Raw genomic sequence first — 5,258 nt, forward strand, 5'->3', positions numbered from 1 at the left:
TCAAAAGGATATTTTGCCATACAAATAACGACCCCCAAAAGTTAGATTTTTTGGTCTAACTTTTGGGGGTCGCTTCATATACGCGACCTTTTTTTTATTACTGAGAGGTGAGGCTATTCTATAATGATCAAACAGATACTGTGCAAGGCCAAAAATCATAACAAAATGGTGATCAATGCAGCAACTGCTAATCCTAAAAACCACCCACCGATAACATCTGTCAAAAAATGGATCCCTAGATAAACGCGACTGAACCCAATCATAAAACTGAGCAGGACCGCAAGAATGCTCATGGGCAGAACAGCAGGTGGCAAAAGAAAAGCCATATTCATCGCTGCAGTTCCATAAAGTGCGGCAGAAGTAGCAGCATGGGCACTAGGGAAGCTGTGGTCTTTTTCTTCGACTAACCGATGATCGTTTGGTCGTTCTCTGCGGACGATCCGTTTAATCAGATAAGCGAATGCAGAGACAAGTAAGACACTCGCTGCTGCTTTCGGCGCTAGGATAGTTTGTGTAGCTGGAAAAACATAAAGCAATAACAATAAGATGATCGTGGGCAATGCTTTACCGAAATTTGTAAAAAAGAGCATCATCCGTGTTAAAGCAGGTGTTCGGCTCTTGATAACAAATAAAGCCAGTGCCTCCTCTTGTTGTTGCAGCGTACCACGTTGAACCAAATATAAAAAAAGTATGAAACCAATCAATGAACAAACGAATACAATCATGTGGCACCTCCTTATAATATAAGTGTATCATGAACGAATATCATTCTGAAAGACTTTAAGACCATACTAAGTTTTTTTAGAATATGGTATAATGGTCAAGTTGAAAAAGAAGCGGAGGGATACTATGGATGGAATTTTGCCATTATGGAAAGACCGTGGTCAAACCAGTCACGACTGTGTCTTTAAACTACGAAAAATTTTACATACAAAAAAGGTCGGACACAGTGGAACCCTGGATCCTGATGTAGACGGTGTATTGCCGATCTGCATTGGCAAAGGAACCAAAGTCGTGGAATACTTGGTGGATTCCGGAAAGATATATACAGGAGAAATCACGCTAGGTTTTTCCACAACGACCGAAGACCGTTCGGGTGAAGTTGTTGAAAGGACGCCTTTAGCAAAACCTTTTACTACAGCAGAAGTCGATCGTGCAATGGCAAGTTTGACTGGTGAAATTACCCAAATTCCGCCAATGTATTCCGCAGTTAAAGTCAATGGGAAACGTTTGTATGAATATGCCCGGGCAAATGAAGAAGTGCAGCGTCCAAAACGGCAAGCTTTGATTCATTCATTTAAGCGGATCAGCGATCTAATCTTTGATGAGACAAGTGGCACCCAATCGTGGCGGTTTCAAGTAAGCTGTGGGAAAGGAACGTATGTCCGTACGTTAGCCGTCGATACGGGTGCTGCTTTGGGAGTAGCCTCTCATATGTCTGACTTGACACGGTTAGCAAGCGGCGGCTTTACCAAAGATCAATCTGTTACGCTTGCAGAAGTTCGTGAAGCATTGGAATCAGGGCGAATCAATGAGTTGCTGCAGCCCATTGAATATGGGGTAAGCGGGTTTCCCAAAATTGCAATTGATGAGAAGTTGTGGCAGAATGTCAAGAATGGCATGCCCTTGCCATATCATAGTTTTGGTCTTCAAGAACCTCCTGCAACACCTGTGGCATTGTTTTATCAAGATAAAGTCGTTAGTATCTATATGCCGCATCAAAGGAAACAGGGGCTATTAAAACCTGCGAAAGTTATTCGTACAGAAATAGGAGAGTAAGAATGGAAATTATCGAGCTACGTCATCCATATAATAAAGATGTCATTCCATCAGAACCTGTCGTTTTGGTTCTAGGCTTTTTTGACGGTGTGCATCTAGGTCATCAAAAAGTTATTGAAACAGGAAAAGCAGCAGCAAAAGAAAAAGGATTGAAGCTGGCATTGATGACATTCAATCAGCATCCATCTATTGTCTTTCAAAAAGTGGATCCTGAGGCAATGCAATATCTAACCAGCTTATCACAAAAAGAAGCCCATATGGCTGATTTAGGAGTCGACTATCTTTACGAAGTGGATTTCACTTCAGCTTTTGCAAATTTAGCGCCGCAAGTCTTTGTCGATCAATACATGGTAGGTTTACATGCGGAAGTGGTCGTGGCTGGATTCGATTATACCTATGGAAAGAAAGAGACAGCAAACATGGCACTTTTACCTTCTTATGCCCAAGGCCGTTTTGAAGTGATTACCGTTCCCAAGGAAACTTTGGCAGGGGAGAAAGTCAGCTCAACAAGAATCCGCGCCGCTTTGCAGAACGGAGAAATGGCAGAAGCCAATCGACTGTTAGGTTATCCTTATGAGTTTGAAGGAACTGTCGTACATGGCGATGCCAGGGGACGCGAACTTGGCTTTCCGACAGCGAATATTAAAGTCAAAAGTACAGTGCGCCTGCCAAAAGAAGGTGTCTATGTTACCGAGCTTAAAGTAGGTGATCGCTGGTATCCGTCTATGGGATCGATTGGTCATAATGATACCTTTGGTCAAGGCCGACAATTAACAGTGGAGATCTATATTTTAGATTTCCATCAAGATATCTATGGAGAGACTGTTGCGATTCGCTGGCACCACTTTTTGAGAGATCAAGTTGCTTTTAGTGGCGCAGAAGCCTTGATTGAACAACTGCAACAAGACGAGATTGATACTAGGAAATACTTCGATAAATAAGAGCTACCTTTAGTACTCGTAAAAAATCTTAAGAGGATCGGAAAGTGTCAATCAAACTGATCTAATTAAGATTTTTTGTTATTTTAAATAATAGTTAAAATAGTTTTATGACGAATGTTATCGTTTTTATTGTAGTCTAGACAAAATATAAGTTGGTTTTTTTCTATTACTGTTCACTTTGTTTAGCGGGAAGAGTGGTGTAAGGGAATATCTTGCGTGAATAAAATTATTTTTCTAATCATTAATAGTTAAAAGTCTGAAAAATTCCAAAATTCTGTTTTATCTTTTTTCTAAAAAATTTGTTTAGGTGCTAATTTCCAGTAAAGGAACGGAACGCAATAGGAGTTATTTTAATCTAAATAATGGTTTTTATCTCGTTATTTATATATCGCTTAACCCATTGTTAAAAAACGATGAAAATTGTTATTATTTTCTCTTGACCAAAATAATTTTGGGGTTTATTCTAAAATGAGGTGATGACTGAAACGAAATGAATGGTCAAAAAAAATGATATTCTATTCCATTTCTGGTCAATGTTAATGACAGTTATCGAGAAGTTCGTTAGAAGTGAAAAAGCGTTGTGGACAGCTCATTCGACTTACAAATAAACTTTGCTCGATACATGGAAATCATGATCATTCGAGAATTCGGTTCGATCACTGAAATCATATGTTTAAAGGAGAAAGTAATGAACGAGAAACAATTGCGCTGGTATAATATTGCGCTAATGGCGTTTGTCTCTGTTTGGGGACTCGGAAATGTAGTGAACAACTATGCACAACAGGGATTGACTGTTGTTGTATCTTGGATCTTGATCATGGCATTATACTTTGTTCCCTACGCATTGAGTGTAGGACAACTAGGATCAACGTTCAAGGAATCAAGCGGTGGTGTATCCTCTTGGATCAAAGAAACTTCAACCAAACGATTGGCCTTTTTCGCTGCTTGGACTTACTGGGTCGTTCACGTCCCATATCTCGCACAAAAACCACAAGGGATCCTGGTATCATTGAGTTGGTTATTTAAAGGAAACGGCTCTTTCGTATCGACTGTCGGATCAATGGAAGTCTCATTAATTTGTTTAGCTATTTTTCTTTTCTTTTTATGGATCGCATCTAAAGGATTGACTACATTGAAGATGATCGGTAATATTGCCGGAACAGCGATGTTTGTCATGTCGATCTTATTTATTATTTTAGCAGTAACAGCACCAGCGATGACTGGAGCTCAAGTAGCAACACCAAATATGACAACTGTTTCAACTTATATTCCTAAATTCGATTTTACTTACTTAACGACGATTTCGATGCTGGTGTTTGCGGTAGGTGGCTGTGAAAAAATTTCGCCTTACGTTAATAACACGAAAAACCCTGCCAAAGAATTTCCTAAAGGAATGATCTTTTTAGCCGGAATGGTCGCTTTATGTGCGTTACTAGGATCAATCGCAATGGGGATGCTGTTCGATGCAAACAATATTCCTAAAGATTTGATGGTAAATGGCGCTTATGAAGCATTCCAACGTCTTGGCAATTTCTATGGGATTGGCAATACATTTGTGATTCTTTATTCGATCGCCAATGCATTAGCGCAAATTTCAGCATTAGCATTTTCTATTGATGCGCCGTTGAAAATTTTGCTTTCTGATGCAGATCCAGAATTTGTACCAAATGGTTTGGCAAAATTGAACAAAAAAGGTACACCGATCAATGGATATATCATGACAGGGATCTTAGTCAGCATCTTGATCATCATTCCTGCGTTAGGTATCGGAAATATGACTGAATTGTATCGCTGGTTGTTGAACTTGAATTCGGTTGTGATGCCATTACGTTACTTATGGGTATTTGTAGCCTTCATGCTGATCAATAAACAAGCCCATCGATTCTCATCAGATTATAAGTTTGTTAAAAATACAAAACTAGGCTTTGGTATTGGTTTGTGGTGTTTCTTATTTACAGCATTTGCTTGTATCTTAGGGATGGTACCAAAATTAGATTATGCTGCTGATCCAAAAGCTTGGTTGTTCCAATTGTCATTGAATATCATCACACCGATCATCTTTATCTTGATTGGACTGATTTTACCAATGATCGCAAAACGTGTGAATAAATAGAAGATGCATCACCTAAAAGTCTTCAAGATATTTTACTGTCTTGAAGACTTTTTCTTGTCTATTACTTGTTTGGTACATCAGTGTTCTCCTAGCTTATTTCGCTAGAATTTACAACAAATTCTAATGGTTTCCCAATGAGTAAAGGGCAAAATTCCGCTATACTAAAAAAGATGGGAAATGATAATTTATGCAGTCAATGTATAAGGTGAAAGGGAGAAAATTGGTGAAAAAGAAAAAAGATTTAACAAAAATGAAAACGCCACACACGTATGTGATCATTTTTGGCGTAGTGCTGGTAGCATGGGTATTGACATTTCTGATTCCTGCCGGAAAATTCAGTACGGAAGAGATTGAATATGTTGATGCAAATGGTGAAGTGAGCACGCGAACGGTTTTGAAACAAGATTCATTCCGTTATGCGTATC

General features: G+C 39.1%; 4 protein-coding genes and 1 pseudogene. 4 read left to right on the forward strand and 1 reads right to left on the reverse strand.

Annotated features, from left to right (window positions below):
- Positions 1-155: 155 nt before the first annotated feature.
- Complete coding sequence (locus AB5Z52_RS15855) at positions 156-725, reverse strand: phosphatase PAP2 family protein (protein ID WP_005471304.1); 570 nt, start codon at positions 723-725, stop codon at positions 156-158.
- 124 nt (positions 726-849) lie between these two features.
- Here AB5Z52_RS15855 and truB point away from each other — a divergent pair, with 124 nt between their 5' ends.
- The 4 genes and pseudogenes from truB to AB5Z52_RS15875 all read left to right on the forward strand — a co-directional run.
- Entirely contained in the window at positions 850-1,779 is a 930-nt protein-coding gene (gene truB / locus AB5Z52_RS15860; RefSeq protein WP_003126384.1) for a tRNA pseudouridine(55) synthase TruB, read from the forward strand.
- A 2-nt stretch (positions 1,780-1,781) separates the two neighbouring features.
- A complete protein-coding gene (gene ribF / locus AB5Z52_RS15865; RefSeq protein WP_003126385.1) occupies positions 1,782-2,720 on the forward strand; it encodes a riboflavin biosynthesis protein RibF in 939 nt (312 codons plus the stop codon).
- 688 nt (positions 2,721-3,408) lie between these two features.
- Positions 3,409-4,833 carry an APC family permease gene (locus tag AB5Z52_RS15870; RefSeq protein WP_003126386.1) on the forward strand — a complete coding sequence of 475 codons (1,425 nt, stop codon included), beginning with the start codon at positions 3,409-3,411 and terminating at the stop codon, positions 4,831-4,833.
- Between the two features lie 223 nt (positions 4,834-5,056).
- A pseudogene (locus tag AB5Z52_RS15875) lies at positions 5,057-5,258 on the forward strand (hypothetical protein); the annotation flags it as partial.

It is taken from the genome of Enterococcus sp. RTP21361st1_A6_RTP21361_211029 (assembly GCF_040910045.1).
Classification (GTDB): Bacteria; Bacillota; Bacilli; order Lactobacillales; family Enterococcaceae; genus Enterococcus_D; species Enterococcus_D gallinarum.

What these genes read in the sequence shown, in the direction of transcription:
- AB5Z52_RS15855 (WP_005471304.1), bottom strand. Translation starts at nt 725, where the DNA reads ATGATTGTATTCGTTTGTTCATTGATTGGTTTCATACTTTTTTTATAT.
- truB (WP_003126384.1), top strand. Translation starts at nt 850, where the DNA reads ATGGATGGAATTTTGCCATTATGGAAAGACCGTGGTCAAACCAGTCAC.
- ribF (WP_003126385.1), top strand. Translation starts at nt 1,782, where the DNA reads ATGGAAATTATCGAGCTACGTCATCCATATAATAAAGATGTCATTCCA.
- AB5Z52_RS15870 (WP_003126386.1), top strand. Translation starts at nt 3,409, where the DNA reads ATGAACGAGAAACAATTGCGCTGGTATAATATTGCGCTAATGGCGTTT.